This is a genomic window from Micromonospora matsumotoense (genome assembly GCF_050951065.1).
In the GTDB taxonomy this organism is placed as follows: Bacteria; Actinomycetota; Actinomycetes; order Mycobacteriales; family Micromonosporaceae; genus Micromonospora; species Micromonospora matsumotoensis.
Genome location: NZ_CP192025.1, coordinates 3,847,855 through 3,861,666 on the forward strand (window position 1 = coordinate 3,847,855; position 13,812 = coordinate 3,861,666).

Here is a 13,812-nt window from a genome sequence, read left to right on the forward strand (position 1 = left end):
GGTGACCGGTCAACGACGTCGGTGCGCCGCGCGGTCCCGCTCGTCCGGTTCGGTCTCCTCCAGCGCCTCGACGACCGGCTCGGTCAGGTCGTCGCCCGGCACCGCGACCGCCTCGGCCAGATCCTGTTCGTCGGGGCGACCGCCCGCCGGGGGCTGCGGGGCGGTGGCCCCGCCCGCGAAGCCGTACTCGTTCGGCTCGTCGTGCCGGCTCATAGGGGAATCCTTCCCGTCACATGCTGTTCGTGCCCTGCTGGCCCCCGGTGGGGGTGTGATCGGCTTACCCACCCTCGGGGGTCGGTAGTCAGCGACGGGTCGGTGGTCGTCGACGGGTCGGTGGTCGTCGACGGGTCGGTGGTCGTCGACGGGTCGGTGCTCGGTGGTGGCGGGGATGACGGCGTGCCCAGGCCGGCCCAGAGCAGCCGGCGCAGCGCGATGACCGCCGCCGCCGTCGCCAACGCCGGCCAGCTCCGCCCGCCCACCAGCCGGAGCAGACCAGCGGCAACCAGCAGTTCGAGCAGCACCTGCAGGGCGGTCCGCCAGGACCGGACGGTCAGCAACACCACCCCACCGACACCGAGGGCGAGCGCGCTCACCACGGTGGCGAGGAGGATCGCGACGCCGCTCATCCGGGCGACCCGCCGCGCCCGCTCCCGGTCGGCAGGCCGGGGTGTGCGCGACCACCGGCGTCCGCGTCGGCGCGCACCTGCCGCTGCTCCTGGACGATCTCCCGGCGGAGGACGACGTTCAGCGCGGTCCGGATGGTGGCGATCGCGGCCAGCTGACCGAGCTGGGCGAAGGTCGGTGACACCGCGGTACGCAGGATGTCCGCCGCCAACTGGAACTCCAGGCCGAGGGTGAGGAACCGGCCGAGGGAGAGTCGGATCGGGGTGAACACGGCGGCGCTGTGGTGTCGCAGCCCCTCGACCACGAACCGCAGCGCCGCCCAGAGCGCACCGACGACGATCACCGTCGCGCCGAGGGTCTCCACCACCCCCACCACGACCATGTCGCCGTCGCGCAGCAACTCGTCCACCCTCACCGGGAGGCGTTACCCGCCCCCGGATCAGCTAGTCGGTCGTCAGGACAGCTCCCGCACCGCCTCCAGGATCAACCACAGGCCGCAGATGGCGAAGAGCACCGCCGCGCCGTACCGGATGGTCCGCTCCGGCAGGTGGCGGCCGAGCAGCCGGCCGACCAGGATGGCCAGGGCGTCGGCGGCCACCATGCCGAGGGTCGAGCCGAGCCAGGTGCCGAACCAGCCGTACTTGGTGGCCAGGGTGATGGTGGCGAGCATCGTCTTGTCGCCCAGCTCGGCCAGGAAGAACGCGACACCGACGGCGAAGATGGCAGACTTGCCGGTCTTCTCCGCCTTGCGCTTCTCCTCGTCGGTGAGCTTGTCCCCGCGCAGCGTCCAGGCGCCGAAGCCGAGGAACGCCAGGCCGGCGACCAGGGAGATCCATTCGGTGGGCAACGCGGCGTTCAGGCCGACCCCGATGGCCACCGACGCCAGGTGCACGATCGCGGTGGCGACGGTGATGCCGATCAGCACCGGGACCGTCTTGAACCGGGTGGCGAACGTGAGCGCCATGAGCTGGGATTTGTCCCCCAGCTCGGCGACGAAGATGACGCCGAAGCTGACCACCAGCGCGACGAGGAAACCGTCCATGAGAACCTTCCCGATCAGGCCGGGAGGAGGTGTGGGGCGCCCTCGACCCGGCTGTGACAGCCTGAGTCGAAGGTCTCGCCCGCCTCACCGTGAGGTGGGGCCGCGTGGCCGGGTGCGGAACACACCAGTATGTCGACCACGACATTGGGGGCTACTCCCCTTCGCGGCTGCCAGCCTAGCCGACCGTCCCGCCCGCCGGGGTGGCCGGGTGCACCTCGTCGACCATCCGTCGGCGGCGCGGGCCGGGCTGCTCCGGGCTGGCGTCACCCGGAACAGCCGGCGCGGGTCAGGCCGCCTGGGCCAGCGTCACCCCGAACAGGCCGTCCGGGTCGGTCCAGAACTGCGTCGGCCGGAAGCCGGCCGCCGTCAGCTCCGCCGCGATTCCCGCTGGCCGGAACTTCGCCGACACCTCCGTGCGCAACTCCTCGTCGGCGGCGAAGTCGACCGTCAGATCGAGCGCACCGACCCGCACCCGCATGGGCCGGCGGGCCCGCAGCCGCATCTCGATCCACTCCTGTTCGGGGTCCCAGCGGGCCACATGGGCGAACGCGTCCGGATCGAAGTCGGCGGCCAACTCCCGGTTGATCACCCGGAGCACGTTGCGGTTGAACTCGGCGGTCACCCCGGCCGCGTCGTCGTAGGCCGGCACGATCACCGCCGGGTCCTTGACCAGGTCGGTGCCGATCAGCAGGTGATCGCCCGGTTCCAGGGCCGCCCGCATGGCGGCCAGGAAGCCGGCCCGCTCGGCCGGCAGCAGATTGCCGATGGTGCCGCCCAGGAAGACCACCAGCCGCCCGCCACCGGTCGGCAGCCGGTCCAGGTGACGGGTGAAGTCACCGACGATGCCGCGGACCCGCAGCGCCGGGTAGTCGGTGGCGATCTGCGCGGTGGACTGCCGCAGCGCGCTCACCGACACGTCCAGCGGCACGAAGGTGCCCAGCCCGCCGTGCCGGGTGAACGCGTCCAGCAGCAGCCGGGTCTTCTCCGACGAACCCGAGCCCAGCTCGATCAGCGTCTTCGCCCCGGTCGACGCGGCCACCTCGGCCGCCCGCTCGGCGAGCACCACCCGTTCCGCCCGGGTCGGGTAGTACTCCGGCAGTCGGGTGATCTCCTCGAACAACTCACTGCCCCGGGCGTCGTAGAACCACTTCGGTGGCAGCCACTTCGGGTCGGCGGCCAGGCCGGTCCGCACATCGGACCGCAGGGCCCGGTCGAGGTCCCGCTCCCGCAGATAGATCTCCAGCGGTTCCGCGCTCATCAGATGTCCCCTCCTGCACCGCAATCGTCCAGTTCCACCCGGTCACCCCAGCTCGCCGAGGTGCACCCCGTCCGGCCCCGCCCGCACCCACCGCCGGTCGGGCACCTCCTGCCACTCGGGTGCGTCGTCCACCGGCTCGGAGGCCAACAGCACCGCGTCGCCGGTGACGCGCACCGACAGCGCGTGGTCCCACACGCTCGCCACCACCGACACCCCGTCGGTGAGCAGCAGGTTCAACCGTGATCCCGGGGCCACGGCGGCCACCTCCCGCACCGTCGCGGTGACCGCCTCCGCCGCCGATGCGCCGGCCCGCAACCGGTGCCGTACCAGCGCCCACAGCAATGCCGAGTCGGTCGGTGCGTCGAGGGTGACCAGGTCCCGCACCGGCAGCCCGCCGGCCAGCGCGACGATCGAGTCCGGCCAGCCGCGCACCACCCCGTTGTGGCTGAACAGCCACCGCCCCTCGGCGAAGGGCGCGGCGGCGCTCTCCTGCACCGGCATGCCGACCGTCGCGGAGCGCACCGCCGCCAGCACCGCGCCGGAGAAGGTCACCCCGGCCAGCTCGGGCAGGGTCGGATCGGACCAGATCGGGCCGGACCGCCGGTACCGCACCGGGTTCCCGGTGCCGGGATACCAGCCGACGCCGAAGCCGTCGGCGTTGACCGTCCCGCCGCCGCGCATGTCCCGGGGCGTCCAGGACTGCCGCACCAGCGAGTACGGCGGGTCGTACAGCAGCGCCCGCAGGGTCACCGGGGGGCCGAGGTACGCCAGGTGCCGGCACATCAGGCGGGGCCGCCGATCACCCGTGGACCTCCTCGGGCCGGGCGTCACGGGCACAGCGGAAGCCGCTGAAGATCTGCCGCCGGATCGGGTGGTCCCAGTTGCGGAAGGTGCCCCGGCAGGCCGACCGGTCGGTGCCGAACGAGCCACCGCGCAGCACCCGGTAGTCACCGCCGAAGAACACCTCCGAATACTCCCGATAGGGGAACACCGCGAACCCGGGATGGCCGTGGAAGGGGCTGGCCGTCCACTCCCAGACGTCGCCGATCAACTGGTGCACACCGAGCGGCGAGGCACCTGCCGGGTAGGCCCCGACCGGCGCCGGCCACAGGTGCCGCTGCCCCAGGTTGGCGTGCTCGGCGGTCGGCTCGTCGTCGCCCCACGGCCAGCGCCGGGACCGACCGGTCGTCGGGTCCCAGCGGGCCGCCTTCTCCCACTCCGCCTCGGTCGGCAACCGCTTGCCGGCCCAGCGCGCGTACGCCTGCGCCTCGTGCCAGCAGACGTGCACCACCGGCTCGTCGTCACGTACCGGCGACCATCGCCCGAACCGCCGACAGGCCCAGCCGTCGCCGTCTCGTCGCCAGTGCATCGGCGCGGTCAGCCCGGCCTCGGTGCGGTGCCGCCAGCCGGCCGCGCTCCACCAGCGCGGGTCGTCGTACCCGCCGTCGGCGAGGAACTCCCGGTACGCGCCGTTGGTCACCGGCGCGGCGTCGATGACGTACGCGGGCAGCTCGACGATGTGGGCGGGCCGTTCGTTGTCCAACGCCCACGGGTCGGTCGAGGTGCCCATGGTGAACGGCCCCGCCGGCACCAGCACCTCGGCGGCGACCCGCGCCCGGGGCTCGGGGGGCGGGGGCGCGTCGAGCACCGGCGGGCCGGACCGCAGCTGGTGGGTGGCGAGCATGGTCTCGTCGTGCTGCTGCTCGTGCTGCACGATCATGCCGAAGACGAACCCGTCGGCGACCAGCGCCCGGTCGGTGAACCGGATCCCGTCGAGCAGGTCGTGCACCTTGTCGCGGACGGTCGCCACGTAGGCCCGCGCCTCGGCCGGGGGCAGCAGCGGCAACGCCGGCCGGTCCTTGCGGGGCTGCTTGAACGCGTCGTACAGGTCGTCGATGTCCTGCCGGACGGGCGTCCGTCCGCCGACGTCGCGGACCAGCCAGAGTTCCTCCTGGTTGCCCACGTGGGCGAGGTCCCAGACCAGGGGCGACATCAGCGTCGAGTGCTGACGGATCAGGTCGTCGTCGTCGACGGCGGTGGTGAGCGCGTCGGTGCGGGCCCGGGTCCGGGCCAGCTCGACGGCGATCCGGCTGCGCAGGGGCTCGGTCCCCGTGCCCGGTTCTTCGGTGGTGGTCACCGGTTCCCCCTCTCCGCGGCGACGATCCGTCGGCGGATCCCGCGGTCGATCTCGTCATGGGTCTCGGGCGGCAGGTCCAGGGCCGGCAGCGTCTGCCGGGCCAGGTCGAGCAGGGCTGCGGCGGCCGCGGCCAGGGGCGGGTCGGCCAGTCCGTGCCGGGCGGCGGCGTGCCAGCGGTCGGCCACCGGCGTGGCGATCGTCCGGGCCGCCCGGACCGTGCGGTCGTCGTGCAGCAGCGCGGTCAGCACGGCCAGGGGGATGGTCCAGTCCCGGCCGGGCTGGGTGTCGAGGTAGCGGACCTCCAGGTAGCCGCGCGGGCGTACCGGCGGGAAGAGGGTGCTGACGTGGTAGTCCAGGTCGTCGGTGGTGGGCGGGTGCGGCAGCGCCCCGGCGATCCAGTCGGCGAAGGTGACCCCCGGCGGTGGCGTCCAGTCCGGGCCGTCGTGCCGCAGGCAGAGCAGCGGCGCGGCCAGCACGTAGTCGATCCAGGCGGCGACCGGATCCTGGTCCGGCTGCTGCGCCGACCAGACCGGCCCGGTGCGGGCCGGATCGATGTCCAGCCAGGCGGCCATCCGGGCGGACGCCCAGTCGGTGCGCCGGCCGGCGTGCCGGTCGGCGGTGGCGAAGGCCGCCACCAGTGGTGGCCCCACGGCGTGCACCGCCGCCCAGCGGTCGGCCAGCCCGGCCGGTGCACCGACGTCGAGGCAGACCTGGAGGCCGGCGGTGCTGTACATCATGGTCTGCCCGGCCGGGCCGCGGCGGTCGAAGACGCACCGCATCGCGCGGTAGCGCGGGGTGTCGACCACCGGGCGCGGGGCCCGCCACGGGTCGATGCCCGTCCGCCCGAGCACCAGCCCGGCGCGGGCGAGCAGCGCGTCGAGTTCGTCGATGTCGGCCTGGGTGGCCGAGACCAGCGCGGCGACCGAGGATCGCGGCGCGGTGGACACCTCCACCTGGCCACCCGGCTCGACGGTCACGGTGCTGCCGTGCCGGAGGGGGTGGGCGGGGCTGGTGTCGTCCAGGGTGGGCGGGCTGTGGGGCCCGAGTGCCGCTCGGAGCCGCGCCCGGTCCAACGGTCGGGCGGGGTCGGCGGCGTCGTGGACGGTCCATTCCAGTTCGACGCCGGTGAGGGTGGGTGGCCCGGTCTTGAAGCAGATCCGGGCGAGGTGGCCGGCGGCACCAGCGACCTCGCCGAGCACGCTGGTCCGGTCCAGTTCCGGCGATGTCACCACGAGACGGCCCCCTCCCCGACGCCGGGATCCGGCCGTGCCGGCCGGTCCGGGGATGGCCGTGGCGGCCGGCCCCGTGCCTTCATCCTCTGTCCCCCGGACCGATCCCGCAGACCTGACGGCAAGAAATTTCTGTGAAGCCTTTTCGACTAGTTCTTACGGCCGGGACCGCCGCCGGGACCGGGCGGAACACCGGCACCGGCGTGGGACCCGGTCGGGGGGTACCCCGGGACGAGGCTCCGGCAGTAGGCCCCCACCCGGTCCGCCCCGCCCGCGGCGGCCACCAGGCCGGCAAGGCCGGATCTGGTCAACGCCTTCACCCGCTGCTCGGGCGACATGGCCAGGTAGGCCCGGCACTGGCCGACCACCTTGCCGGTGCCGGGCGGCCCACCCGGGCCGGGGATCGGGCCCGGGGCGGAAGGGGTGCCGCCGGGGGCGGAGGGGGAACGCCGCGGCGGGGTCCGCCGGTCTGGGCCGGACCGGTGCGGGGTGGGCCGCGCGGACCCGGTGGCGGTGGCGGTGGCGGAGGACGGGGCGGGGTCCGGCGCCCGCTCGGCGGCATGGTCGCGGGTGACGGCGGCGAAGGCCACCCCGGCGGTGGCGGTGGCGGCCAGCGCGGCGATCCAGGCCACCACGCCGGTGGTCAGCCGTCGCCGCCGTCGACCGGTCGCGGCGGGACCGGGAACACCGGCGGCCCGCACGGCCCGGAAGGCCGCGACCGCCGCCTGCTCACCGGCGAGTTCACCGGGCCGGGCCGGGGCGGCGGCAGCGGCCAGCAACCGGGCGAGCGGATCGTCGGTGGCAGACGGGGTGCCGGTCGGATCGAGCAGCCGCTCCGCCTCGGCCCGGCCCACCGTCCGGCCGGATCGGGCCGACCGGCGGAAGTTCATCCAGTTTCCCCTCATCTCAGCCGTCCGCCGGCTCGACCCGGGGCGCGTGTGGCGTCGGCCGGGGTCGGGGCGGGGTGACCCGCTCGTCGTCGGACGACTGGGGCGCGTCGCCACGCTCCAGCAACGCGGCCAGCCGGCGGAGTCCCCGGTGGGCGGCCGTACGGACCGCTCCCGGCCGCCGGCCGAGCACCCGCCCGGCGGTCTCGGCGTCCAGCCCGATCACCGCCCGCAGCAGCACCGCCTCCGCCTCCCGGGGAGGCAGGGTGGCGATCAGCGCCAACGCGGACTCCGTCCCGATCGTCTCACCGGCCCGCTCGGCGGTGTCGGCGTCCCCGGCGAGGTCACTGAGCGCCTGCACCGGCACCGGGAGGGACGGGCGGCGACGTTGGCGGCGCAGGTGGTCCATGGCCCGGTTGCGGGCGATGGTCACCGCCCAGGCGCGGAACTCACCGCCGGTGAACCGGGACAGGTCCCGGGAGATCTGCAACCAGGTCTCGGACGCCACGTCCTCGGCGTCGGGGCCGACGAGGGCGGTCAGGTAGCGCAGCAGACCAGGCTGGAGGCTGCGGTAGAGGATTCGGAACGACTCCTCGTCACCGGCCTGCGCCGCGACGACCGCCTCGGTGAGGTCCCCGGTCATGGCCGCGCCGCTCCCGCCGTCGGAACCGAGCCGGTGGCGGGCGGACGCATGCCGCAGCCCCGGCCCGCCCAGCGGACCACCTCGCGCACCTTCAGCCCCCCGCTGACCGATCGCACCCGGCACCGGAGGCCGGGTGACCCGTCCGGCACCGCCGCGGGAGTACGGCGTCGGTATGGGCGCGGTACCGGCACCGGGGCGGGGCCAGAGTGGGCAACATTAGGAGCCGGAGGCGGCGGAGGCAAGCGGTCATCGAGGCGGAAAGGGTGAGATAGATCAATTTCACTGGCGGCGCGTCGTCGTAACACGGATCACGGCGCGAACGCTTCACGCGAACGCCCGGGAGCAGCGGAGCAGCGGAGCAGCGGGACAGCGGGACAGCGGGACAGCGGCGCAATGGGGCCGAAGTCGACGACCGGACGCCGGTGACAGCGAGTGGACCATCGGTCACCGCTGGTCAGGACGCTCCCTGCCGGGCCATCCCCCGAATGCCGGGAAGGGATATCGCCATCTGCCGGACGGGAGGACCCTGGGTACGGTATGGGGGTGTTGTCATCCGAGGTCGTGCTCAGCGGTCGCTACCGCCTGGACGAACGTGTCGCCACCGGCGGCATGGGCGATGTCTGGCGGGCCACCGACCTGGTTCTCGGTCGCCAGGTCGCGGTGAAGGTGCTGTTGCCGGCGCTCGTCTCGGACCCCGACTTCATCGCCCGGTTCCGCTCCGAGGCGCGGATCATGGCCGCGCTGCGCAACCCCGGAATCGTCCAGGTCTTCGACTGCGGAGAGGACCGGCTCGACGACGGCAGCCGGGCCGACTACCTCGTCATGGAGTTCGTCGAGGGTGAGCCGCTGTCGCGGCGGATCGAGTCGGCCGGCCACCTGGACGTGACCGAGACGATGTCGGTCGTGGCACAGGTCGCCCAGGCCCTGCACGCCGCGCACGCCGGCGGGATCGTGCACCGGGACGTCAAGCCGAGCAACCTGCTGGTGCAGGAGGACGGCACGGTGGTGCTGGTCGACTTCGGCGTCGCCCGCTCCGCGAATGTGACCAGCATCACCAGCGCCAACGCGGTGCCGGGCACCGCCCTCTACATGGCGCCGGAGCAGGCGTCCGGCCGGCCGGTCTCGGCCGCTACCGACATCTACGCCCTCGGCGCGGTGGCGCACTGCTGCCTGACCGGGCAACCACCCTTCACCGGGGACAACCCGCTCCAGGTGGCCGTCCGGCATCTGGACGACGAGCCCCCGGAGCTGCCGGCGGATATTCCGATGCCGGTCCGTGCCCTGGTGGCGCGGGCGTTGGCCAAGGATCCGGCGGACCGCTTCGCCACCGGTGCCGAGATGGCCGCCGCCGCCCGCGCCGCGAGCGGTGACGGCACCGCCACCGCCATGACCGCCCTGGTGACCCCGCCGCTGCGCGACCCGTCCGGGGCGAACGCCCCCCGCCTCGTCTCGGCCAGGACGCCGAGGACGGTGGTCGGCGCGGGGTCGGGGCGGGCCCGCCGGGGCTCGCTGGTCGGCGCGCTGGCCGCCGTGCTGGTCGCGTTGACCGCGCTGGGCGCCGCGCTGGGCGCCGCGAAGTCGCTCGACAACGGCGTGCCGAACATCCGCAGCACCGGGCCGGCGGTGGCACCCACCGAGCAGAGCGCGGCCCCGACGGTCGTGGAGGAGACCGGCTCCGACGAGCCGGAGCGACCGAACCGGCCGGGGAACCAGAACGCGAAGCCGTCGCCGTCGATCACGGTCAGCCCGACGCCGCTGCCGAACGGGTCGTCCCAGCCGGTGCCGACCAATTCCGCGCCGGCCACCCCGGTGGAGACGACGACTCCGGCCGGACCCACCCCGCCGGAACCCACGACCCCCGCCGGAACCACCCCGCCGGTGACGACACCGCCCACGCCCGACGCGGGCGGCGGTGGAGGTGGTGGGGACGGCGACGGGCTGCCACCGGCCGGCAGCTGAGCGATCCTCTCGTTTCGTCAGGAAAACCCCGGGAAGCCCCAGGAACACCAAAACGGGCGTAGATCGCCATATCGCCATCTAGGCTCCCTGCAAGGACACGCTTGCAGGGAGCCCGGGTGAACGCAGAAAAGCTCGTCGTCATCGGTCAGGGATATGTCGGACTGCCGCTGGCCATGCGCGCCGTCGAAGCCGGACTGGACGTGGTCGGACTCGACGTCGACGCCGACCGGGTCAAGCGGCTCGCCTCCGGCGAGTCCTTCGTCGAGGACATTCCGGCCGACCGGCTCGGCCGCGCCCTGGCCAGCGGCCGGTACCGGCCGAGTACCGAGTACCCGGACGCCGAGGGTTTCGACATCTGCGTGATCACCGTGCCCACCCCGCTGCGCGACGGGGCGCCCGATCTGAGCTACGTCGAGCAGGCCGGCACCGCCGTCGGCCCGTACGTCCGGCAGGGGTGCACGGTGGTGCTGGAGTCGACCACCTACCCGGGGACCACCGAGGATCTGCTCCGCCCGCTGCTGGAGGCGGCGAGCGGACTGCGCAGTCCGGGCGACTTCCACCTCGGCTACAGCCCGGAACGGATCGACCCGGGCAACCCCACCTGGCGGTTGGAGAACACCCCGAAGGTGGTGTCCGGGGTGGACGCGGCGTCGCTGGCCCGGGTGGACGGCTTCTACCGGCGGCTGGTCGAGCGGACCGTCCCGGTGGACTCCACCCGGGTCGCCGAGCTGACCAAGCTGATCGAGAACACCTTCCGGCAGGTCAACATCGCGCTGATCAACGAGCTGGCGATGGCCTCCCACCAGCTGGGCATCGACGCCTGGCAGGCCATCGAGGCCGCGTCGTCCAAGCCGTTCGGTTTCATGCCGTTCCGCCCCGGGCCGGGGGTCGGCGGGCACTGCCTGCCGATCGACCCTTGCTACCTGTCCTGGCAGGTCAAACGCACCCTGGGCCGACCGTTCCGGTTCATCGAGTTGGCCGACGACATCAACCACCAGATGCCCGAGCACGTGGCCCAGCGGGTGATGGCCGGGTTGAACCGGATCGGCCGGCCGGTCAACGGGGCACGGCTGCTGCTGCTCGGGCTGGCGTACAAGAAGAACACCGGCGACATGCGCGACTCGCCGGCGGTGGACGTGGCCCGGCGGTTGCAGGCGCTCGGCGCGGACGTGCACGCGGTGGAGCCGTACGCGGAGCCGCAGCACATCCCGGGCGGGGTGGTGGTGGTCGACCTGACCGAGCGGGAGATCGCCGCGGCCGACGCGGTGGTCCTGGTGACCGACCACGACAGCTTCGACTACGACCTGGTCACCCGGCACGCCCGGTACGTCTTCGACACCCGGGACCGGTGCCGGGGCGAGATGGTGGAACGGCTCTGACCGCAGGTCCCGCCGCACCCGAGCGACGCCGACCCGCCCGTCGGGGGGCACCCCGCCGATCACGCGACGCCGCTCGGGCCGTAGCGGCCCGCCGGCCGGCACCGGGGCCGCCGGACGACGGCGGCACGGCGGCCCCGGGCCGGCGGGCGGGGTCAGTCCGCGCCGAGCGCCGTCACCACCGGACCGGCCAGCGCCCGGCGGGCCGGCAACACCGAGGCGGCCAGCGCGGCGAGCACCGCCACGGCCAGGATCAGCCCCAGCCGCCCCCAGGGCAGCACCAACGTGAAGTCCCCGCCCACCCGGGCGACGAAGGCCACCGCCCCGGCGCTGACCGCGACGCCCAGTGCGATGCCGAGCAGCGCGCCGACCACTGCGGTCAGCACCGCCTCGACGGCCAGCAGCGCCCGCATCCGACCCCGGGACAGGCCCAGGGCGCGCAGCACCGCGTTCTCCCGGGTGCGTTCCACCACCGAGAGGCTGAGCGTGTTCGCGACACCGACCAGGGCGATCACCACCGCCAGGCCGAGCAGCGCGGTGACGAAGGCCAGCAGCATGTCCACCGTGCCGGTGAGCATCCTCTTGTAGGCCGCCTGGTCCAGCAGGTTCACGGTCGGATACCGGGCCACCACCGCCTCGACGGCGGCGCGGGCCTGCACGGCGGACACCCCGTCGGCCGGCTCCACCTCGGCCAGGTAGCCGCGTTCGGCGGGAAAGAGCGCGGTGAAGTCGGTGTCGGTCAGCTCGACGACGTGCCCTTCGGCAACGCCGACCGGGCTCGGCCCGACCACCTCGGCGGTGACCACGGCGGCCACCCGGAACGGACGCCCCGCCACGGTGACCGTCGACCCCACCCGCCAGCCCCGCGCGGCGGCCAACTCCCGGTGCACCAGCACCGCGCCCGGCCCCAGGTCGGCGACGTCCCCGGCGTCGACCCCGGTGAGGGTACGACGCACCAGCGCCGGATGCGCGGAGCGGAGCGCCACCCCGTCGACGACCCGGCCGCGCTGCTCGTGCACCACGCCCAGTTCCGGGCGCGCGGCCAACTCGGTGGCGACCCGGTCGGGCAGGTCACCACCGATGCCGGTGACCAGGTAGTCGACGCCGATCCGGGCGTCCACCGCCCGCTCGATGCCCACCTTGATACTGCCGGCACCGACCACGAACGCCGAGACCAACCCGATGCCGATCACCAGGGCGGTGGCGGTCGCGGACACCCGCCGGGGGTTGCGGGCCGCGTTGGCGACGGCGAGCGTGGCGGTGGCCCCGAGCAACGGTCGCAACGGTCGACCGAGCACCCGGACCAGCCGCGGCACCAGCACCGGACCGAACAGCACGATGCCGAAGAAGGCGAGCACCCCGCCCAGGGCGACCAGGGCGATCTGGCCGACGGCGGCGGCCCCGGCCAGCGCACCGACACCGACGGCACCGACCAGCGCGCCGAGCGCCAGCCGGACCCGCCCGGCACCCCGGGCCGGCTGCCCGGCGGCAGCGGTGAGCGCGGCGATCGGCGGCACCCGGGTGCCCTGCCACGCCGGCACCAACGCGGACCCGACGGTGACCACGGTGCCGAGCAGCAGGCTGAGCAGCACGGTCCGGGCGGTCAGCGTGAGGTCGCCGGAGATCGGCAGGTCGAGGCGCGGGGCCAGGGCCGTCGCCCCGGCGGCCAGACCGACGCCGAGCGCCACCCCGAGGGCCGAGCCGACCAGGCCGAGCGTCGCCGACTCCCCCAGGGCGGCCCGGAAGACCTGGCTCCGGCGGGCCCCCACCAGGCGCAACAGGGCCGTCCGCCGGGCCCGCTGGGCGAGCACGATGGCGAAGGTGTTGGCGATGACGAAGCCGGCCACCACCACCGCCACCCCGGCGAAGGTGAGCAGCACCATGCCGAACTGGTCCAGGTCGCGGACCGCGTCGTCGACGGCCTCGTCCAGGATCTGCCGCCGCGACTTCACCGTGGCGTCCTCCCCGCCGACCGCCCCGGCCACCCGCGCGGCCAACGCCGACGCGGACGTGCCCGGCTCGGCGGCCACCATGATCCGGCCGTAGCCCCGTTCCCCGCTGACCGCCAGGGCGTCCGCGCCGACCAGGCCGATGAACGGGCCACCGACGTCCCGCGTGGTGTCGGCCACGTCCACCGTGCCGACCAGGGTGTACGGCCGGGCCGGGCCGGTGGACCCGCCGACGGAGACCGGGGTGCCGAGGGCGAAGCCCTCCCGCGTGGCCGTCGGCGCGTCGAGGGCCACCTCACCGGGACGGTCGGGCAGTCGGCCGGCCACCACATCGTACGAGCGCAGCGCCGGTTCGGTGGGGATGGCGGCAAGGACCGCGAAGCCGAGCACCGGGCGGCCGTCGGCACCGACCACCCCGGCGGAGGCGGTCAGCTCACCGGCGGCGGCGGCCACCCCGTCGACCGCACGGACCCGGTCGACCAGGGCCGGGGACAGGGCGCTCCCCCCGGCGTAGACACCGAGGTCGGTGTGCCGGTCGAAGGCACCGGCCCGTTCGTACGCCCCGGCCCGCATCCCGTCGGTGAGCATCAGCGTGCCGGTGACGAAGGCGACGCCGAGCACGATCGCCAGCGAGGACAGCAGCAGGCGCACCGCGTCGGCGCGCAACGTGCGCAGGGTCAGCCGCCACATCCCGGTCACCGCCGGTCG

At 74.4% G+C, this 13,812-nt stretch carries 13 protein-coding genes; 2 read left to right on the forward strand and 11 right to left on the reverse strand.

Features of this window, described 5'->3' with window-relative positions; translation table 11 throughout:
* Positions 1-9 precede the first annotated feature (9 nt).
* The 10 genes from ACQP1S_RS16940 to ACQP1S_RS16985 form a co-directional block, all read right to left on the reverse strand.
* Entirely contained in the window at positions 10-213 is a 204-nt protein-coding gene (locus ACQP1S_RS16940; RefSeq protein WP_363668408.1) for a hypothetical protein, read from the reverse strand.
* Positions 210-626, reverse strand: a complete 417-nt coding sequence (locus tag ACQP1S_RS16945; protein WP_432896235.1) for a hypothetical protein — start codon at positions 624-626, stop codon at positions 210-212. Before ACQP1S_RS16945 ends, ACQP1S_RS16940 begins: the two co-directional genes overlap by 4 nt.
* Complete coding sequence (locus ACQP1S_RS16950; RefSeq protein ID WP_432908093.1) at positions 623-1,006, reverse strand: DUF1622 domain-containing protein; 384 nt, start codon at positions 1,004-1,006, stop codon at positions 623-625. The genes ACQP1S_RS16945 and ACQP1S_RS16950 overlap by 4 nt, the downstream gene beginning before the upstream one ends.
* A 72-nt stretch (positions 1,007-1,078) precedes the next feature.
* Positions 1,079-1,666 (reverse strand): TMEM165/GDT1 family protein, encoded by a 588-nt coding sequence (locus ACQP1S_RS16955; protein ID WP_091251323.1) that lies wholly within the window; start codon positions 1,664-1,666, stop codon positions 1,079-1,081.
* Between the two features lie 286 nt (positions 1,667-1,952).
* Positions 1,953-2,924 carry an L-histidine N(alpha)-methyltransferase gene (egtD, locus tag ACQP1S_RS16960; RefSeq protein WP_432896238.1) on the reverse strand — a complete coding sequence of 324 codons (972 nt, stop codon included), beginning with the start codon at positions 2,922-2,924 and terminating at the stop codon, positions 1,953-1,955.
* A gap of 42 nt (positions 2,925-2,966) precedes the next feature.
* Entirely contained in the window at positions 2,967-3,707 is a 741-nt protein-coding gene (egtC, locus tag ACQP1S_RS16965) for an ergothioneine biosynthesis protein EgtC (RefSeq protein ID WP_432896241.1), read from the reverse strand.
* Between the two features lie 16 nt (positions 3,708-3,723).
* The gene (egtB, locus tag ACQP1S_RS16970) at positions 3,724-5,061 is read right to left on the reverse strand and encodes an ergothioneine biosynthesis protein EgtB (RefSeq protein WP_432896244.1); all 1,338 of its coding nucleotides are present in this window, start codon (positions 5,059-5,061) and stop codon (positions 3,724-3,726) included.
* Entirely contained in the window at positions 5,058-6,293 is a 1,236-nt protein-coding gene (gene egtA / locus ACQP1S_RS16975) for an ergothioneine biosynthesis glutamate--cysteine ligase EgtA (RefSeq protein WP_432896247.1), read from the reverse strand. The genes egtB and egtA overlap by 4 nt, the downstream gene beginning before the upstream one ends.
* A gap of 146 nt (positions 6,294-6,439) precedes the next feature.
* On the reverse strand, positions 6,440-7,180 hold the full coding sequence (locus ACQP1S_RS16980; protein ID WP_432896250.1) for a hypothetical protein: 741 nt from the start codon (positions 7,178-7,180) through the stop codon (positions 6,440-6,442).
* 16 nt (positions 7,181-7,196) lie between these two features.
* Positions 7,197-7,820, reverse strand: coding sequence for an RNA polymerase sigma factor (locus ACQP1S_RS16985; protein WP_357898992.1), 624 nt, complete (start codon positions 7,818-7,820; stop codon positions 7,197-7,199).
* Between the two features lie 537 nt (positions 7,821-8,357).
* On the opposite strand from ACQP1S_RS16985, the gene ACQP1S_RS16990 reads away from it, so the two are divergent.
* The gene (locus tag ACQP1S_RS16990) at positions 8,358-9,779 is read left to right on the forward strand and encodes a serine/threonine-protein kinase (protein ID WP_091251307.1); all 1,422 of its coding nucleotides are present in this window, start codon (positions 8,358-8,360) and stop codon (positions 9,777-9,779) included.
* Positions 9,780-9,895: 116 nt separating this feature from the next.
* Positions 9,896-11,158: a nucleotide sugar dehydrogenase gene (locus ACQP1S_RS16995; RefSeq protein ID WP_091251305.1), complete on the forward strand. Its 1,263-nt coding sequence runs from the start codon at positions 9,896-9,898 to the stop codon at positions 11,156-11,158.
* 152 nt (positions 11,159-11,310) lie between these two features.
* On the opposite strand, the gene ACQP1S_RS17000 is transcribed toward ACQP1S_RS16995, so the two are convergent.
* The gene (locus tag ACQP1S_RS17000) at positions 11,311-13,794 is read right to left on the reverse strand and encodes an ABC transporter permease (protein WP_432896255.1); all 2,484 of its coding nucleotides are present in this window, start codon (positions 13,792-13,794) and stop codon (positions 11,311-11,313) included.
* Positions 13,795-13,812: the final 18 nt, after the last annotated feature.

Excerpts from the sequence above, each read along its gene's own strand:
- ACQP1S_RS16940 (WP_363668408.1), bottom strand. The coding sequence starts at position 213 with ATGAGCCGGCACGACGAGCCGAACGAGTACGGCTTCGCGGGCGGGGCC.
- ACQP1S_RS16945 (WP_432896235.1), bottom strand. The coding sequence starts at position 626 with ATGAGCGGCGTCGCGATCCTCCTCGCCACCGTGGTGAGCGCGCTCGCC.
- ACQP1S_RS16950 (WP_432908093.1), bottom strand. The coding sequence starts at position 1,006 with ATGGTCGTGGTGGGGGTGGTGGAGACCCTCGGCGCGACGGTGATCGTC.
- ACQP1S_RS16955 (WP_091251323.1), bottom strand. The coding sequence starts at position 1,666 with ATGGACGGTTTCCTCGTCGCGCTGGTGGTCAGCTTCGGCGTCATCTTC.
- egtD (WP_432896238.1), bottom strand. The coding sequence starts at position 2,924 with ATGAGCGCGGAACCGCTGGAGATCTATCTGCGGGAGCGGGACCTCGAC.
- egtC (WP_432896241.1), bottom strand. The coding sequence starts at position 3,707 with ATGTGCCGGCACCTGGCGTACCTCGGCCCCCCGGTGACCCTGCGGGCG.
- ACQP1S_RS16980 (WP_432896250.1), bottom strand. The coding sequence starts at position 7,180 with ATGAACTTCCGCCGGTCGGCCCGATCCGGCCGGACGGTGGGCCGGGCC.
- ACQP1S_RS16985 (WP_357898992.1), bottom strand. The coding sequence starts at position 7,820 with ATGACCGGGGACCTCACCGAGGCGGTCGTCGCGGCGCAGGCCGGTGAC.
- ACQP1S_RS16990 (WP_091251307.1), top strand. The coding sequence starts at position 8,358 with ATGGGGGTGTTGTCATCCGAGGTCGTGCTCAGCGGTCGCTACCGCCTG.
- ACQP1S_RS17000 (WP_432896255.1), bottom strand. The coding sequence starts at position 13,794 with ATGTGGCGGCTGACCCTGCGCACGTTGCGCGCCGACGCGGTGCGCCTG.